This window comes from Microcoleus sp. BROC3 (assembly GCF_036702515.1).
Taxonomy (GTDB): domain Bacteria; phylum Cyanobacteriota; class Cyanobacteriia; order Cyanobacteriales; family Microcoleaceae; genus Microcoleus.
In genome coordinates this window covers 41484-58434 of the sequence record NZ_JAUBTQ010000006.1, presented here as the reverse complement: position 1 = coordinate 58434, position 16951 = coordinate 41484, and the positions used below count along the sequence as shown (strand labels likewise).

The 16951-nt window shown below is 48.2% G+C and carries 11 protein-coding genes; 6 read left to right on the top strand and 5 right to left on the bottom strand.

The window, feature by feature from the left end; translation table 11 throughout:
• Positions 1 to 28 precede the first annotated feature (28 nt).
• Together QUB30_RS05520 and QUB30_RS05515 are read right to left on the bottom strand one after the other, a co-directional pair.
• Positions 29 to 268, bottom strand: coding sequence for a winged helix-turn-helix domain-containing protein (locus QUB30_RS05520; RefSeq protein WP_333330265.1), 240 nt, complete (start codon positions 266 to 268; stop codon positions 29 to 31).
• Positions 262 to 5406, bottom strand: coding sequence for a CHAT domain-containing protein (locus tag QUB30_RS05515; protein WP_333330261.1), 5145 nt, complete (start codon positions 5404 to 5406; stop codon positions 262 to 264). The genes QUB30_RS05520 and QUB30_RS05515 overlap by 7 nt, the downstream gene beginning before the upstream one ends.
• Before the next feature lie 205 nt (positions 5407 to 5611).
• On the opposite strand from QUB30_RS05515, the gene coaE reads away from it, so the two are divergent.
• Positions 5612 to 6349, top strand: coding sequence for a dephospho-CoA kinase (gene coaE / locus QUB30_RS05510; protein WP_333330258.1), 738 nt, complete (start codon positions 5612 to 5614; stop codon positions 6347 to 6349).
• Between the two features lie 711 nt (positions 6350 to 7060).
• A complete protein-coding gene (patX, locus tag QUB30_RS05505) occupies positions 7061 to 7264 on the top strand; it encodes a heterocyst-inhibiting protein PatX (RefSeq protein ID WP_333330255.1) in 204 nt (67 codons plus the stop codon).
• A 312-nt stretch (positions 7265 to 7576) separates the two neighbouring features.
• Here the strand turns inward: patX and QUB30_RS05500 are convergent, their stop codons facing one another.
• Positions 7577 to 8983, bottom strand: coding sequence for a TldD/PmbA family protein (locus QUB30_RS05500; protein WP_333330252.1), 1407 nt, complete (start codon positions 8981 to 8983; stop codon positions 7577 to 7579).
• Between the two features lie 268 nt (positions 8984 to 9251).
• On the opposite strand from QUB30_RS05500, the gene QUB30_RS05495 reads away from it, so the two are divergent.
• Positions 9252 to 10868, top strand: coding sequence for a HAMP domain-containing sensor histidine kinase (locus QUB30_RS05495; RefSeq protein WP_333330249.1), 1617 nt, complete (start codon positions 9252 to 9254; stop codon positions 10866 to 10868).
• Between the two features lie 342 nt (positions 10869 to 11210).
• Here the strand turns inward: QUB30_RS05495 and QUB30_RS05490 are convergent, their stop codons facing one another.
• Positions 11211 to 12740 carry a UDP-N-acetylmuramoyl-L-alanyl-D-glutamate--2,6-diaminopimelate ligase gene (locus tag QUB30_RS05490; RefSeq protein WP_333330246.1) on the bottom strand — a complete coding sequence of 510 codons (1530 nt, stop codon included), beginning with the start codon at positions 12738 to 12740 and terminating at the stop codon, positions 11211 to 11213.
• A 163-nt stretch (positions 12741 to 12903) separates the two neighbouring features.
• Positions 12904 to 13209, bottom strand: a complete 306-nt coding sequence (locus QUB30_RS05485) for a glutaredoxin family protein (protein ID WP_333330531.1) — start codon at positions 13207 to 13209, stop codon at positions 12904 to 12906.
• 351 nt (positions 13210 to 13560) lie between these two features.
• Here QUB30_RS05485 and QUB30_RS05480 point away from each other — a divergent pair, with 351 nt between their 5' ends.
• The 3 genes from QUB30_RS05480 to QUB30_RS05470 all read left to right on the top strand — a co-directional run bounded on the left by QUB30_RS05480 (position 13561) and on the right by QUB30_RS05470 (position 16884).
• Entirely contained in the window at positions 13561 to 14838 is a 1278-nt protein-coding gene (locus QUB30_RS05480) for an ATP-dependent DNA ligase (protein ID WP_333330243.1), read from the top strand.
• 88 nt (positions 14839 to 14926) lie between these two features.
• Positions 14927 to 15502: a Uma2 family endonuclease gene (locus QUB30_RS05475; protein WP_333330240.1), complete on the top strand. Its 576-nt coding sequence runs from the start codon at positions 14927 to 14929 to the stop codon at positions 15500 to 15502.
• A 140-nt stretch (positions 15503 to 15642) separates the two neighbouring features.
• A complete protein-coding gene (locus QUB30_RS05470) occupies positions 15643 to 16884 on the top strand; it encodes an exonuclease SbcCD subunit D (protein ID WP_333330237.1) in 1242 nt (413 codons plus the stop codon).
• The last annotated feature ends 67 nt before the right edge of the window (positions 16885 to 16951 follow it).

Here is a 16951-nt window from a genome sequence, read left to right as displayed (position 1 = left end):
GGGGAATCGAAACTTTTTGATTGAATTATCATAATTTATCGGGGCTAAAACTTTTTAGTAAAGACTTGTATACGAGCAATATTTCTGGCGCTAGCAGTCGAGTTTTTTTTATTTTTTCTTGTTCCATTTTATCCCGTTTTCGATGTTGAGGTCGCGGTCTCTGGTGTGAGTAATCGCACTTTTTTAGGTATTCCCATCCTATGAGTTTTGCGACTTGTTCTCTCCCGGTTTTTTGGGCGATCGCACCCTCTTCCTTCAGAATTACCACGGCGAACCGATCATGGTAAAAGCGGCCCAATAATAAGGATGCGACAAATTTCGATCGCCCCGGGCGGTCAACTCGGAGGGTAAAGGCAGAGCTTGATTTTTGCCCGATCGCACCAAATAACCGTCTTGCAACCGCACTTCTCCCCGCAGCATCGCCAACTGCGCTTGCCGCAAAGCCTCAGCCTTAATCGGCGCTGTACGCAACTCCTGGTAAAACTCAGTCATCAGCCCCAAAGTACCGACATCGCTGACATACCACAAACTCGCCAAAGCCGATTTTACCCCCGCGTGTACCGCCAGCCCCGCAAACCCCAACTCAGCTTGTTCGTCTCCCACCGCCGTAGTACACGCACTCAAAACCAACAACTCCACCTGCGGGTTAGATAACTTCAACTGATCCAACTGATTCAACCGCAACTTAGTATCCCAAAACTGAATGTAAGAATTTTCGGCCCCCCCAGGCTGAAAATCGCCGTGAGTAGCTAAATGAATAATTTTGTATTGCGGTTGATTGCGCTTCTGCTTCAAATTTGCCAAAGTAAAAGCTTCATTGAGAAAAGACGAACCGGGCCAAATCTTGCCCACAATGGTCGATATTTCCAGCGGCACCGCAGGCAAAGGATTTTGATCGTATTTGGCGGGAAAATTCGACGCACCCATCGCTAAAACTTCAGAACCCTTAACATCGGCATAACGAGTATCAGTTAAACTCAAACTCGGAATCAGCCCCAAACTGTACTTTTCTACCAAAAACTGCTTGCCGTCGTAAAGAGCAGCCAAAGGCAAAGTTCGCAAACCGGCATCCATCGAAAACACCAAAGTGTCAATCTTATTAGCCTCCAATTCCGGTTGCAGCGGTGCAATTAACCACTGGTAAAGTTCCTCGGCTGGTTGCTTGTAGTCAGCAGCATTCAATCTCCTGGGAGTTCTGATAGCATTAGTGAATTCTTTAGCAACTTGGAGGACTGTCTCGCGGCTTGCAGGCACGCTTTTAAAAACATTTTTGCCGTCTGGCAATAACAACACAAGTTCTAAATGTTTTTCTTTCGCCCACACGTAAAGGATGGCGGGTTTAACCCCTGTCAACTGATTGACGCTGTTGAGAGTATCTCGAATACTTTTTTGCGTAACTGACTTTTCAGTGACAGTGCCCCCAAAGTAACGTTCAAATTCCCGGCCCTGAGTTCTATCCCTTTGCTGCACTGCGTCGATCGGATTTATTTGCCCGATCGAACTCGATCGAGAAATCTCAGGAACCCTCACATTCCCGATACTTTCTGCACTCGCCACGCTCGCCGACTTCTGTCCGGTTGCCTGCAAGCTGCCGTTTTCTGTGGCAGCAGGTGCACCCTGATTGTCTGTTAACACCGATTGCGACAGCAATACCGAGCCGGTCGCAGTCTCGTTCGACCCCGCCTCAACAGACGCAGCAGCAGGTTCTGGCGAGACATTTGTGTTACTGCTCTTGGGCGCAGACGCTGCGGGAGGGAGACTCACCTGAGTCACAATTTGTTGAGAATTGTCTGTAGTTTTTAGTGCCACGCTGCTAGTTGGTGCCGGACTCGACACGATCGCCAGCGGCCCGATAGTAGTTGAGGAGGTGGCAGCATTCGACTTCGAGTTTCCCGTCCCAACAGTCGCCACCGTGCAAGTTCCCGACGGGCAAGTGCTTTGAGATAGCGTCAGCGAACCCGATCGAGCCAGCCCGTCTGTAGAAATGCTGACCTCGGCGCGATCGGCAGCCGTTCCCGTTCCCGCAGCCCGAAACGCTCCCCCAGCATCGATTTCCACGTCGCCGCCCGTATTGCCGCGAGCTTTGATCGAAACAACTTCAACATCTTTGTGCCCGGTAATTTTGCTCGAACCGGCAGTTCCCGATTGCGAACTCGAGTTGATCACCCCTGTAACGATCCGGCCCGGCGCTGCAATCGAGATATCTCCCCCGCTTTTAGCACCAAAAGCATCGATGTTGCCCGTTTCTACCGCACCGGCGCTGTCGATGTTGATATCGCCTGCTGCGGAAGCCGATCGAGATGAAAGCGTACCAGCAGTCAAGTTGCCTTGAGTGCTAGTGATGTTAATCCCCGCAGTCGAGGTAACGTCTCCGACGGCTACAGTACCGCCCATCAGAGAGATCGTGGCGTTATCAGTTCCGACGATCGCACCCGTTCCGACGATCGCGCCGCTGCCATTGGGCGATCTAATCGTCGTCGGATCTTGAAATGTCACCGTCACTGGCGTTGAATTTGGGGTTGAATTTGGCGTTCCAGAAGCAATAGAGATCGCACCGCTACCGTCAGCGCGCCCGATCGCGATCGAAGCAAACCCATTCCGAAAAGTGTTCAATTCAGCAGCACTCAAGTTCAGAGCTTCGGTATCGCCAGAACCTTTAATTACAATATTTTGACTGGGATCTGCCTGTTGCAGCACCAGATTGCCGTTGCTGGCGATCGAATTGTTGCCACCCGTCAAGTCAATATGGTTGCCGGTTAAAGTAATATTTCCCGGTGTTTTCGAGCCGCCAGCTTCGATCGCCCCCGCAGTGACTCCCTTGGGCCCCGTCAGCGTCACATTCCCCGCGCGATCGCCCCTCGTGTCGATCGCCCCCGCAGTCACCGTGCCCTGTGCGGTAACGCTAACATCTCCGGCCTCCGAGCGTGGCAATTTGGCAGAATTGACAGAAGTGTTGATGGTGAGGGCAGTTCCAGTACGTAGCTGACCGGTTGTGACATTGCCCGCAGTGCTGGCGATACGAATTTCCTGATTGTTGGTAGTGATATTTCCGGTTCTGATATTGCCGTCAGCTTTGAGAGTAATTGAGGCATTGTCGGCCCCTGTCAAGGAATTTGTGGTAGTGATTGTTCCCAAACCCGCCGGCGATTGAATAATTAGCGGGTCATAAAATGTAAAATCGTTGGCAATCAGAATCGAACCGATACCGTTGCTGCGACCGATCGTAATTCCAGCAAATCCATTTTGCAAACTTCCGAGGTCGCTTGCCGTCAGATTCAAATAAATATTAGTGCCGACATCTCCTGAACCGCCGATCGCAATATTTTGACCGGAACTCCAAGGTTGCAGTACCAAAAAGCCGGTGCCGCTGACTGAATTTTTGGCACCAGTCAAATTAATTTCATTACCAGTCAAAGTAATGTTTCCCGAACCCCCTGCGACGAAGCTCACTCCCAGAACATTCTGAGCTGTCAAAGTTACATTTCCCGTCGCTTCCGGGCCGCTGGCATCAAGTTTTTGGGCCGTTACGTTCAGGCCTTCAAGCAAAATATTTCCGCTGCTGCCGGTGCTGGGATTCGATGAAGAAATATTGTTGGCAACGGTCGATCCCTGACTAATCAAACTAATATTTCCGCCGTTGCTCGACAAATTGCCCGCAGTAATTTTATTGCCAGAAATGGCGATCGCACCGCCAGCCGTGCTAATTGTATCTCCAGAATTCATCGAAAAAACACCCGCGCCGCTGCGATCGGCATCTGCTTTCAATGTCACCGAACCAGTAGTTGCTTGAAAGCTCAACTGGTTGTCCGCCAAATCAGCAATTGTAATATCGTTGAGCGCTTCGAGAACCACATTTGATGTCGCCGACATACTTTCCAAAGCTCTAGCCGAAATTGTCAGCGAAGGCTCAGAATTGTTTTGCTGTGGTGATGGCGTTCCTGTTGACAAAATATTATTGTTGGCAATTATTGCCGCATCGCCGGTACCTTCTAGGGAATCTGTAATTAAAATATTCTCTGGATCTAACAGCAAAGTCCCCAAACCGTTTGTCCCGGAAGTATCGACAGTACCGTTAAAAATCAATCTTTGCTTGCCCGAAACTTCCACAAACCCGCCAACACCTGCGGTTTCCGTTGCAGAAACGCCATTTGCGCTGATGCTGCCTAAAAATGCTGTCGTGTTGTCCGCCCAGACAAAAACTCTGCCGCCGTTGCCTGATTCAGTTGCGTTGGCGGCGATCGAACTTTTGCCATCCACGTAAGTCATCCTGGCATTCGGCACGCTTCCCTCGCCTCGGTAATCTCCCCCGATCCGCACCGTTCCGCCACCGTCGGGCCCCGAAGCCTCAATCTTCGCTCCAAACAGCCCTACCTTGTCGCCCAACACGTTGACGCTTCCTCCCGCGCCCCCCCTGGCAGACACGTCCGCATCACCCGCTACCAGCGCAGTTCCAGCACCTGCAGGCCCTGTTTGCCCGCCTGTGAGCACGACTTCACCTCGATCGTTCGTAGTTATACCCGTAGCGTTAGCCACGCCCGGGCCCGAAAGCAGCCGAGGTAAACTCTGGGGAGAGAAGGGAAGAGCTTCCGAACCCGAGACTCCCGCAGCCGGAGAAACTTCTAAACTCAGCAAAAGTCCGTTTTGACTGAACCGCACCAGATTTTCGCCCGGGACAGCCGCCACAGTAATTTGACCGCCCGGGGCTGAAAGTTTGCCGGTACTGATGACCGTACCGCCGAGCAAAGTCAAATTTTGCCCGGTTCCGACAGCCAAGTTACCGGCATTGACAATACTCCCCGGCTGCGATCCAAAAATAAAAGCATTCGGCGTTCCGACTAGGGCTGCGTAGTCGTTCGCCCCTGTACTGTTGAACCAGCGGTCGTCAAAACCGATACCGCTAGCGGTGGTAGCCAAAAAAGACCCGGACACATCGAGTCGGGCATTTGCTCCGAAGATGATGCCTGCGGGATTCATCAGCAACAAGTTAGAATTGCCGCCGCTAACTTGAATTAGACCGTTAATTAAGGAAGCGTCCCCGCCGACAACGCGGCCGAGGATATTTTTAACGGTTGGGTTGGAGATGAAATTGGCAGTTTCGCCAGAATTCAGATTGAACCGAGTAAAACTGTGGAACAAATTTGCTCCGTCTTTGGAGGGAGTGCCGCCTTGAATGTCGTAGCGAGGGGGCGACCCTGTACCTGGGGCGGTGACAGCGGTTCCGGTGCCGTCTGGGGCTGGAGTAATAGATTGTGCTGCTGCAATTTGAGATTGGGGGTAAATTGCCACGAATACCCATCCGCTGCCGTTTTCTTTTAAGAACAGCAGGTTGGGGGAAAAATCTAATATCCAAAATCCGGCAATGGGAATTGCTGCCAGAATCGACCGCACAGCACGTTGAGCATTCATAAGTTTGCCTCGGTCTAGACCTTGATTCGAGTTTAAAATTGAGATTTTAGGTAAAAAAGAGTCGATCGCACCCCAATGCTGACACTTCCTAACGCTAGTTCTCGATCGCAAATCTTAAATTTTAAGTCTAAATTTGATTGTGTCACCAACATAGCAAAGACAGACAGTAAGTGTCGAAACCCAGGAAATTTAAACAGCGAAAATTATGAGCGATCGAATTGTGCGTCTGATCGGTTTAACTGGGGGCATCGCCACCGGTAAAACCGCTATATCTAACTATCTGAGAGATGCCTGTGGATTTCCGATTTTAGATGCCGATATTTACGCCCGCGAAGCTGTGAACCCCGGTTCGCCAATACTGTACTCTATTGTAGAACGATACGGCGCGGGTATTTTGCTCCCCGACGGCAATTTAAATCGGCCCGAGTTGGGAAATATTATTTTTTGTAACGCAGCCGAGCGGGAGTGGTTGGAACAACAGATTCACCCTTATGTCCGCCGCCGATTAGTTGAGGAAACTCAAAGCTGCATTGCTGCATTGACTCCGGTATCCCAGGGCACAAATGACTTAAGTACAAAAACTCAAGAAACCGGGTTTGTTCACCGCGATCAAAAGCTAGAACGAAGTATTGTTGAAAAAAACTCCGGTTTCTGCGCCCCGACTGACACGTTGACTTTGGTTTTGGTAGTGCCGCTGCTGTTTGAAGCTAACATGACTGACTTGTGTACCGAAATTTGGGTGGTGTACTGTTCGCCGGGAGTGCAGTTAGAACGGCTAATGCACCGAGACGGCTTGAGTTACGATCGAGCTAATGCCCGCATTAACGCCCAGTTGCCGGTAGCTCAAAAGTGTCAACAAGCTGATGTTATTTTGGACAACTCGTCAACCCTCGATTCGCTGTTCGTGCAGATAGATGCGCAAGTCAGTCGATTTAAGATTTGAGATTTGAGATTGACTCCACGATTTTGTGAACGGGTTTTTTTTCCCGAACCGCTTTCGACTCGTCCTTCGGAGCGGCGCGCTAGCCATCTTGACAAAAAGCAAGAGCAGAAAAAAAATAAAAAAGGTTCACAATTCATTTAAAAATACCATAGCAACCATTTATGAAGTTAATATGAAGGATGAGACATTGCTTGCTTTAAGGAATCTCATGCACCCAAATATTTATATGGAGGGTGCTGATGACGCGCCTCTGTAATCTGCTATTTTGTCTTTAATTCGAGGGTGGCTTCCTAATATCAATAAATTATGAAATTAATCTGAAGAGTAGTAAATATTTATAATTTGCGGTTTTTGTTGCCTGGTTTGCAGAGTGTTTCAAGAGGCTTCCAGGGTTTATATCATTTGAGATTTGAGATTTTAAAATTGGGAATGATTTATAACTACCAGGGTTGGGAATACGAGCTTAGAGTGGCATTCTTTTTTTGTAAATGGTATTGAATTTTGCTGGTTTGCCGCAAGTAGCAGACAGCTCGAACTTACGAGCGAACAAGCGAGCTAGATGAGGGCTTTCACCTACTTTTAACCAAAACTCAAAAAAAGTGTAGGTGCCGTCAATTACTAATTGATGGTTTCGCCGCAATTAATTTTTTTATCCTGATAGCAGAGTACAGACTGCGTATCAAGAAGGGGAAAATACAAACACCAAAATTGATGATGCGCGTTTACTCTTCCATCCTGATGTCAAGCCTGTTACTGAGCGGCACCGCAGTTAACGCTCAAAGCTTAGAAACTCGATCGACCTTTTTTGCTCAACACAACTCTGATCCCGAAATTTTAACCGCTCTAGCCGAAACTCAGACCTTTTACGCAGATAACGAGAAAGATACGCCGCCAGAACGAGGAAGCGGGAGATAAAGGCGAAAAAAGCGATAATTGTCTGTTGGGAATTAGGTAATTACGGGGAGAATCGAAAATTGGGAGAAGAGGAGAAAAATTGAAGATTTCCATCCATTAATTCAGGACTTAGGTACTGCCTACCAAAAACCCGATTTTTTAGCCGTATTTGACGACTCAAGACCTAATTTTTGGCTGTTCCGGTTTTTTGGCCAAGCATACTCAAGATATCAGATGCCACACATGGGCGCGAACTGTTACACTCAAAAAAATCAAGGTAAAGCGCGAGTAGGAATTTTGCGCTTTACGTTGATTTTTTCAACTTTTGAAACTTTAATCTTCTTCCGCAGCTTCGCCACCAACCACGACATCGCGAATCCGCAAACTCGGGCCGCCGCAGCCGACTGGCAAACCGCTTTGTCCTGCCTTGCCGCAGCCGCCGGATTCATCCCAGTAGAAATCGTCGCCGATCGCCTCAATATCGGCTAAAGTGCTGAAAACATTACCCGAAAGAGTCACATCCCGCACCGGATTGTCTAGTTTTCCGTCGCGGATCATCCAAGCTTCGCCGGCACTGAAAGTAAACATTTCGCCGTTAGTCATGCCGCCTTGCCAATTGCGCGCATAAACTCCTTCTTTGATGTCCGAAAATAAGTCAGCAACTGGCGTGTCACCCCGTTCGATCCAAGTATTCGTCATGCGGACGATCGGCGGATAATGATAATTCAAACAGCGAGCATTGCCAGTAGGCGTTTCTCCCAATTTGCCCGCAGTTTCCCGCGAGTGCAGCCGCCCGACTAAAGCGCCGTCTTTAATTAACTGAGTAGTAGTCGCGGGAGTGCCTTCGTCGTCGTAGAAATAGCTGCCACGGTGTCCCTCTGGCGCTGCACCGTCGAAAATTTGCAAGTTTTTGGGGCCGAACTGGCGGCCGAGGGTCATAATTTCCAAAATGTCGGGATTTTCGTAGGCCATGTCGGCTTCGGAAAGGTGTCCGAAGGCTTCGTGGACGAATAATCCGGTCAAAATCGGGTCGATGACGACGGTGTAGGTGTTGCCTTGGACGGGGGGTAAGGCTAGGGAATCTACGGCTCTCTGGGCGGCGCTGCGAACTTGAACATCGAGATCGGTTAAATCTTCGTAAGCTTTCCGGGAACCGGTGGTTTCGCGGCCGGTTTGTACGGTTTCCCCGCTGCGGGCTGTGGCGGCAAACCGCATTTCCATGTCTGCCCAACCTTGTTCGAGCATCGTGCCTTCGGAGGTGGCGAGGATCATCCGCTGGGTGCTGTCGCCGTAGCGCACGGAGATTGTGGCGATGCGGGGGTCAATGCTGCGGAGGATGGCCGCGTAGCGATCGCACAATTGCTTTTTGTCAATTAGGGGAACCAGACGGGGGTCTGTTCCTGTCAGCGGCAGCAAGCAAATGTCTTGTACTGGGGTGACAGGTGCCAGAATCGTTTCTTCTTCGCCGATCAGTTTGGCTGCGGCGATGGCTTCTTCGATTCTTTCGGCGAGGGTGGAAAGTCGGTTAAAACTGGCAAAGCCCCAGCCGCCTTTGTGACAAGCTCGGACTTGGCCGCCAATTGAGACTCCTTCGCTGAGGGTTTCTATTTTTTCGCCCCGCAGCAGGATGTCGGTGCCTTCGGCTTCTTCGAGTCGAATTGCCAGATAATCCACTTGGTTGCGGTAGCGTGCCATTAAGTCTGACAGCAGATTTTTCGAGTCGGCGATCGAGGTGGGCATAAGGAAAGCACGGTGTTTAACTTACTTCATTTTGCACTTTTGTTAGGGCGATCGTACAAAATATCGCCCCAAGCGCGGAGATTGCGACTTATTGGTACGGTTCTGCCAATATCGTTAGTTGGCAAATGTGGATATCCTGTGAGTTAGGAGGAAGGCGCAAGAAATTATGCGGGATTTTTCGATCGTGCTGGTGCTTGACTCCTAACTCCTGAACTTTCCTATACATAAATACTTCACCCTTCATGCCTCCGAAGGTGGGTTTATAACTGTGAATACTTACTTTTTACCGACAATAAGCGAAATTTTAGCCTCCGAAGGCCAAGAAAATGACCTGAGTCTCTTTGATGCTAAGTTGGCGGGAGAAAACAACCGCCATCGGTGTCCTGCCAGCCGTGGGGCTGCTCGGCTGAAAGCTGAACAGGAATGGTACGGGGCGATCGCAGCTTTGAATCAAATGCTCGACCGGCAAAAAGCAGGACAAAAAACAGATGCCGATCGAGCAAATTGTCGATCTACAATCCTCAATTCCTGTCAGGGATTGGTGTTGTCGGGCCCGTCTTCGGTTTTGACTGACCCCGCTTTGGCCAACGGCTTTGCCAATTGGATTTTTACCAGTATTCCTGACAACGATGCAGCTTTGTGGTCTTTTCGGGCCAGACAAACTTTAGCTTTAATGCCGGCGGCTGATGAGCAAGCATCAGCGCCTGCGGCGGCCCCGGCTTTGGCTTTGGCGATCGGCGATCCTTTGGCGAACGAGCAGTTTTGTTTGGTTTTAACTGCTAGTTTTAGTCTGGTGATGGTTTTGGGTGAAAATTCTGCGGGAATTCCGGCTTTTCTATTTTCTTTCGACCCGCAAGTAGTGGCGAAAGCTTGGGAGGTTTTGCGGCGCAGGGTGACTGAAAGCGACTGTTTGCTTGTCAATTCTGACGGCAGCTTCAATTTACCAGTTAGCCAATTAACTAATAATTCTACTAAATTAGACGCGCTGTTCGAGCAGTTTTCGCCTGTTGCTCCAAATTATCAAACAGTGATGCAGTTCAGCCGCTTGCTGTTGCATAATTTGCCGGTTGGGAAAGAGGAAGCAGGCAGGGTAAAGGATGAAAGAATTGATGATGGTTTGAACCCGAGGCGTCAAAAGTTATCGGCTACAGATATCAACTGCAAATCTTCAATTCCTCTGGCTACTAAAGAGGTGGAATTGCTACAGGCGATCGCCCACGAAGTCCGCACTCCTTTGGCTACCATTCGCACGCTGACTCGATTGTTGCTGAAACGTCCCAAACTCGAGCCAGTGGTGGTCAAGCGTTTGGAAATGATTGATGCTGAGTGTACCGCTCAGATCGATCGCTTCGGTTTAATTTTCCGCGCCGTGGAATTGGAAATGTCGCAAGCCAAAAATTCGGGCGTGCAGCTAACAGCAATGTCCCTCGGTGAAGTGCTGCAAAATAGCATTCCCCGCTGGCAAAAACAGGCGGCTGTGCGAAACCACACTTTGGAAGTTATTGTTCCGAAAAAGTTGCCGGCGGTAGTCAGCGATCCGACGATGTTGGATCAGGTTTTAACTAATTTGATTGAGAATTTTACTCGAACTTTGCCATCGGGGAGTCGCATTCAGGTGGAGGTGACATTGGCGGGCGATCAGTTAAAGTTGCAGTTGGAATCGGAACACCTACCTGAAGGTAATGGCGCATCGACTTTTGCAGCTAAGGCGAATGCTCCTTTGCGATCGATCGGGCCTTTGTTGATGGTGCAACCGGAGACGGGAAGTTTGAGTTTAAATTTGAGCGTGACTAAGAATTTATTTCGGGCTGCTGGCGGGAAGTTGGTAATTCGGCAGCGCCCTGAAAAGGGTGAGGTGATGACGGTATTTTTGCCGCTGCAATAGTCCTTAGCCAATTAAAATTTCAATGACAAACTCCGTTCCTTTTTCCAGTGCAGAAATACAACAGTCAATGAGTTTGACTTGTTTAGTCTCAGGATTAATCAGATATAATCTATTGCCAATCAGATTCTATCGTCCTATCAATACTTAAAAATCGAACAAATTTTGCAGCCGCGAACAGCTAACCGTTAACAGTTAAGGAATGAGAATTAAATAACTTACACAAGTTTGTGGGGTGGGCTCTTATAGCCCGCCCTTTTTTGGACGGGCGGGACGCCCATCCCACCATAACAATTAAAATTGTAAGTTATTTAATTCGCGCTCCTAACCGAATTCATTTAACCGTTAACAGTTAACCGAATTCATTCTGGCTTTTAAGGCATCTCGCGCTTGTTCTCGATCGTCAAAATGGACTTTTTCGGTGCCCAAAATCTGATAATCTTCGTGTCCCTTGCCTGCAATCAGCACGCCATCACCCGGTTTAGCGTCCATAATAGCAGTGCGAATTGCTGCGGCTCGATCGCACATCACGACCGGCTTTACTGCGGCGGGAATTCCTGCTAAAACATCCTCTAAAATGCGATCGGGATTTTCCGTGCGCGGATTGTCGGAAGTAACAACAGCTAAATCGGCTAATTCTGCAACGATTTTACCCATGATGGGCCGCTTAGTGCGATCGCGATCGCCGCCGCAGCCAAACACGCAAATCATCTGACCCGGAATAAACGGCCGCGACGCCTTCAACAAGTTCTCCAAACTGTCGGGAGTGTGCGCGTAATCGACAATAACGCTAATATCTTGGTCGGGACTAATTTGCACCCGTTCCATCCGTCCCGGTACTCCCGAAAACTGAGATAATTTCTCCACAATTGCGGACAAATCTAAACCCAATTCTAAAACAGCACCGACAGCAGCCAACATATTTGATAAATTGAACTGACCGACTAAAGGCAAAACAAAAGCCGTTTCGCCCTTCGGAGTGTGCAGCATTCCCTTAACTCCATTGGGCTGATACTGCAAATCTGAAGCATACAAATCTGCCGTTTTGTCGCTAGTGCTATAACTCCAAACTTTTTCCGATTTGAGGGTTTCAACTATCCGCTGCCCGTAGGGGTCGTCAATATTAATTACAGCGCGATTTTTGAGGTAATCCGAACCAAACAAAAGCGATTTAGCCTCAAAATAATCCTCCATATCGCGGTGATAATCGAGATGGTCTTGAGTCAAGTTGGTAAACACAGCAACTTCAAAACTACAGCCCAAAACTCGCTGCTGCGCTAAAGCGTGGGAACTGACTTCCATGACCCCGTGTTTGCATCCGGCTGCTACAGCTTCTGCTAATTGCTTTTGCAGTTCAAGCGCAAAAGGTGTGGTGTAAAGTGCAGTTTGTTGGAAGCCCGGCCAGCGAGTGTAAAGCGTGCCAAAAATCGCCGTCGGCAACTGCATTTCATTGAGCAAAAATTCGATTAAATGAGTTGTTGTAGTTTTGCCGTTAGTCCCGGTAACGCCGACAAGTTTTAATTTGCTAGCTGGATTGCCGTAAAATGCGGTTGCTATTTGACCGCAAACTTGAGCCATATCGGCTGCTGCGATGACGCAGGGAACCTCTTCTAGCCCCCCCTTGCTAAGGGGGGATTGGGGGGGTGTTTTCGCGGCTGCTTTGGTGGAAATTATGGCGGCAAGTGCACCAGATTCGATCGCACTTTGCCAAAAATCTCCCCCATCTACCCGAGTTCCCGGCATTCCCAAAAATAAATCTCCCGCCTGACAAGCGTGGGAATTAGTGGATAAACCCTTGACTTCCGCATCGAGGGCGGGATGTTGGGCGTCCAAGGAAATGCTGGGAACTGCTGCTAATAATTCTCTCAATTTCATCTGAAAAATTCCTCGCTTGGATGTCTTGAATATTACTTGCGCAACACATTTTTTGAGTCGCTATCTACAGGCTTTTGCTGTGCGCACCCTACAGGTTTACAGTAAAGTGCGCACCGCGCACCCCGAGGCCAGGATTAAGACCTGAGTTTTTGCGTAAATCGTATTATTGTGACGGATCGATTTGCAAATATTTCTGTAACATTTGCTCCAATTGCGCGACACTACAGCGGGGAGAAGGACGGGGTAACAGTTGTTCAGGGGAGAATGCAGCCTCGCCAACAGAATTTTTGGGCTGGGGCTGCACTTTAAACAAAACTGGAACTTCGTACTGATAAGCTTGAAACCAGTCATCGCGTTCGGTAATATCTCTGACTTCGAGTTGAAAATTCAGGCTTTCAATCTGTTCGAGTTTTTCTTGCAACCCTTCGCACAAGTGGCATCCGGGTTTGCTGTACAAAATCAATCGCATCATAACAGTAAGATTAAACTCGATCTTAAATTCTCAAACGTCAGATCGCACGTTGGCGAACCCAACGCGAGTAAGACGCAACTCACGGCTTTATTGGTCGCAATGCGCGATCGAAGTTATCTTAGCATTGGCTGCGAACCAATTACCGCGCTTGACAATCAAAACACTACAACCCCATCCCTCTCTTTCTTCTCTTCCTCTGTGCCCTCTGCGCCTCTGCGGTGAAAAAATAAATTTAGTTGACAAATGAAACAGTTAAATTTATTCACACCACCTAATTGTCAAATTAACCTTGACTAATAAATCAATCGTTAGTATAGTATATAAATAGCCCTACAGAAAGGAGGCAGTATGGACTGCACCGAATACGCAGAAGCCAAGCGAAAAGCAGCTAAAAAAATTAGCGCAGACATTCGAGAACGCTGGAACAATCGCATCGTGACGCGAGGATTGCACTTGATGGGAGAAGCGGGGGCAGTGCAGTATTTGGCTGATTACGGGCGCGGCATTGGTACGGCAAAAGTTATTGGTTTTGCACTCTGCGCGGAGTCGGAAGGATACCCGGAAATGGCGATCGGCTTTTGGCAAAGAGCGTTTGAATTGGAAACCGGAGAAAAGCCGATCGCCCTCAATACTCCAAACAATTCTACCGCCGATATCGCTCCTGCTAAACAATCAACTTCCGCTGCCAAAATAGAGACTCTTTACAATCCGATTGTTCCCGAATTACCACCGCACTTACAGCCGGGAAGAATTGTAACGATGCAGCCGGTTGACGCGCCGAGCGATCGTTCTTATTACATTGAAAATGCCGATTATTGGGGACAGCCAAAGCGCGACGGCAATCGGGTAGTTGTCATCGCGACGCCAGATAAAGTATACTACCAATCGCGATCGACTAACCTGCGACAGCAAGCATCGATCGAGATCGATCGCACATTAATCGACACAGCAGCTAAAATTGGCACCTTTGTTTTAGACGGCGAACTGTATTACAAAAGCTGTACCGGCAGCGAACACCGCACGGGGGCGCAAGCTGCTACAGTTAATATTGAAAGCGGTTTTCCCACAATCCAGCCCAGCGCAATTTATGCCATTTTTAAAAGTTTGTTTTTCAAAGCCAATGACCTAACTACCGTGGCAGAATCCGAACGAATTGCAGCGGGAGTTGAAGTTGGCGAAATGCTGGCGAATTTATCCCCAGCATTTGAAATTGTACCGACATTTCGCACCACTGCGGAAAAACTCGTCCTGGCAAATCAGCAGGAATCTGAAAATAGAGAAGGCGAAGTTTGGGTGTTGCACAACTGTCACTATGTCGGCGGCAAAGATGTTAAGAAATATCCGATAGTGAGGACTAAATACTGTCAAGAACACGATTTGTTTATTGTGGGTTTAACGGCGACCAAAGTGGCGGGGAGGCCGTTTAGCGCCGTCAAAGTAGCGCAAGAAATTGATGGCAAATTAGTCCCAGTAGGAACCGTGGGAACCGGGTTTAGCGGGGAGGAAATGCAGGAAATTGCCCGACTCTACGAGGCTAACCCCAAAAGTGTCAAAATTAAAGTGCGATCGCAGGGTTTGACGGAAAGTGGCAAATTATGGCACGCACGATTTCTGGAGTTTTGTTAAATTTGTAGGGAAACGGCAGTCCCGTTTCCCAGCCGGCTATGCGATTATTAACCAATAGTGTCAAATAAAAATATCGGAGGAAACCTCAATGTTTGTTAGCAAAAATAATTTCTACATTTCTCCAGAAGAGTACCTAGAAGGCGAACGAGTAAGCCCGATCAAACACGAATACAGACGCGGACACGTTTATGCAATGACAGGGGCAAAAAAACCTCACATTATTATTGGTAGTAATTTAGTTCGGCTGCTGGGAAATCATCTTCTGAATACGCCATGCTTAGTTCTGTCATCAGATATCAAAGTCCGACTGGAAGAGGCAAATTGCTATTACTATCCTGATGTAGCGGTGACTTGCGACGAAAGGGATACCTCAACTACTGAAGATTTCATTTTATATCCATCTTTAGTAGTTGAGGTATTGTCGCCATCAACAGCAGCTTTTGACAGGGGCAATAAATTTGTCGATTACCAAACTGCATCGAGTTTAGAAGAATACGTGTTAATCACTCAATCCGAAATCAAAATTGAATGTTTTAGACTCAATGCTGAGGGAAATTGGGTTTCTCAGACTTACCGACAAGGAGATAGAGTAGAATTGGTTAGTGCGAATTTTAGTGGTGCAATTAGCGAAATTTATCAAAAAGTCCCTGGTATCATGTTGTGATGTATGAAACAACCTTTTCCGCCACGGCAGATTTAAATTGCATATTCAGGGCAGGCTAGAAGCCCACCCCACAAGAATTTGATGAATTATTGACACACAATTTCAATGCAAAATAGCTTAACTAACAAATAAAAAAAACAATGATTAAAATCTTACACCTTTCAGACATTCACATGGGCAGCGGCTTTTCTCACGGCCGCATTAATCCAGAAACTGGTTTAAATACGCGCTTGGAAGACTTCGCGGCGACGCTGAGCAAATGTATGGATAGAGCAATTTCTGAACCCGTAGATTTAGTCATATTCGGCGGCGATGCTTTTCCAGATTCGACGCCTCCACCGTTTGTTAAAGAGGCTTTTGCTCGCCAATTCAGCCGCTTGGTGGACGCGCAAATTCCGACGGTTTTGCTAGTAGGAAATCACGACCAACATTCTCAGGGACAAGGCGGCGCGAGTTTGGGAATTTACCGGACTTTGGGGATACCTAAGTTTATTGTAGGCGATCGCCTGGACACTCACCTGATTCAAACCCGCAGCGGGCCCGTACAGGTGGTAACATTGCCTTGGTTGACTCGATCGACCTTAATGACACGTTCCGAGACTGAAAGCCTGTCTATGGGCGATGTTAACCAATTATTAACCGAAAAACTGACGATCGCAATGGAAGGCGAAATCCGCCGCCTCAACCCCGACATACCAACCGTACTTTTAGCGCATTTAATGGCAGATAAAGCGAGTTTGGGTGCCGAGCGTTTTTTAGCAGTTGGAAAAGGTTTTAACATTCCCGTTTCCATGCTAACTCGCCCTTGTTTTGATTACGTTGCTCTCGGCCACGTTCACAAACACCAAAATCTCAATGCTTCCAACAATCCGCCCGTAATTTATCCCGGAAGTATCGAACGAGTTGATTTTAGCGAAGAGAAAGAAGATAAAGGTTTTGTGCTAGTTAATTTGGAACGGGGAAAAGCTGAGTGGGAATTTTGCACTTTGCCAGTGCGGGTGTTTCAGACTATTAAAGTGAATGTTTCCGAATCGGAAAACCCGCAATCTGAGCTGGTGAAAGCTATTGGGAAGAAGGAAATCCAAGACGCGGTGGTGAGATTGATTTACCAATTGCGATCGGAACAATTAGATATCATTGATAATGCAGAATTGCACGCACTTCTCGGCGCAGCGCACAGCTACACAATCCAGCCGGAATTAGTCAGTCAGCTAGCGAGGCCGCGGTTGCCCGAATTGAATGCTAATAATAGTATAGAACCCTTAGAAGCTTTGAAAACTTATTTAGCAAGTCGCGAAGATTTGAAAGATGTTGCGGAGAGTATGTTAGAGGCGGCACAGGGTTTGTTGGGCGGTGCGGAGGAAGTTTTGGTCGAATTTTAGGTCAAGAATCGCGCTTCTAATTATATCGTTTCCGGTGGCATCGGAATGATACTGAGGACACGGCAGT